The organism is Methylobacterium sp. E-045, assembly GCF_022829685.1.
GTDB lineage: Bacteria > Pseudomonadota > Alphaproteobacteria > Rhizobiales > Beijerinckiaceae > Methylobacterium.
In genome coordinates this window covers 1-895 of sequence record NZ_JAKSYE010000121.1, presented here as the reverse complement: position 1 = coordinate 895, position 895 = coordinate 1, and the positions used below count along the sequence as shown (strand labels likewise).

1 protein-coding gene is annotated in these 895 nt (G+C 61.2%); it reads right to left on the bottom strand.

Going from position 1 to position 895, the window contains the following annotated elements; all coding sequences use genetic code 11:
• Positions 1 to 296 precede the first annotated feature (296 nt).
• A complete protein-coding gene (locus MKK51_RS22135) occupies positions 297 to 455 on the bottom strand; it encodes a hypothetical protein (protein ID WP_243980997.1) in 159 nt (52 codons plus the stop codon).
• Positions 456 to 895 lie beyond the last annotated feature (440 nt).

Sequence of the window (895 nt, the reverse complement as noted above, 5' to 3'; positions counted from 1 at the left end):
CTCCGGCGGAGCCATGTGGCTTGTGAGGGGTTAGGTAGCGGCCTCACAGGCCCAGCGATTTCAAACGGTCTCACCCTTGCCGGGGTGGGGCCGTTTCGCGTTGGGGTCTCAAGTCTTTCTCGCGGCTATAATCCTCAACGGTGGTCGGCTCACGACTCGCTTGGAGCGAGAGGCGGGCACGGTGCCATGTCGGCCGGGCAGGACGGTTAAGTCAACGCTAACCCTCATCGGCGACGCCCACGGCCTGCTCGATCCCTGGGAGGCCAGCCGTTCCCGACACCCTGCTTCTGCTCACCCTAGCGACCGAGAACGCCGAGTTGCGCGCCCATCTCGCGGAGGTCCAGGACCAGTGCGTCGAGTTGGCCGTGGATGCTGGCGAGCTTCACGCCGAGGTCGAGGCGCTGCAGCGAGATCTCGCTTTGCTCAGAGTAGCCGCAGCAACCGGGGATAGGCACCGCCTTCCATGAAGGAAAGGCAATCAAAAGACTCGTTTGATCTCCCATAGCCCAAATTACCGGTTCGTGCGTTCACCCTACGCTTCACCCATTTAGCAGCAGATTTCTGCGGTGCGATGGCAGCACGAGAAGGTATTAATATGCGCAAATTACTCATCGCCACCACCGTGCTTATGGCTTCTGCAACGGTGGGCTTGGTTACAACGGCGTCAGCCGCGGTCGTTGGCCCTGCGCCAGCCCTGACGGTCCCCACCAATACGATTGCTGAGGTGCGCATGGAGCGTCGTATGATGCACCGCCGGATCACCCATAGCCGGATGCACCGACGGATGGGTAGCCGTCAGTACCAGCATCGTCGGATGTGGGGGAACTAACTCAAGGCCGGATCCTCGTCGTCCCCTGTCGTCAGATTGGGGGCGACGGTGTCTTGATACTCCAGA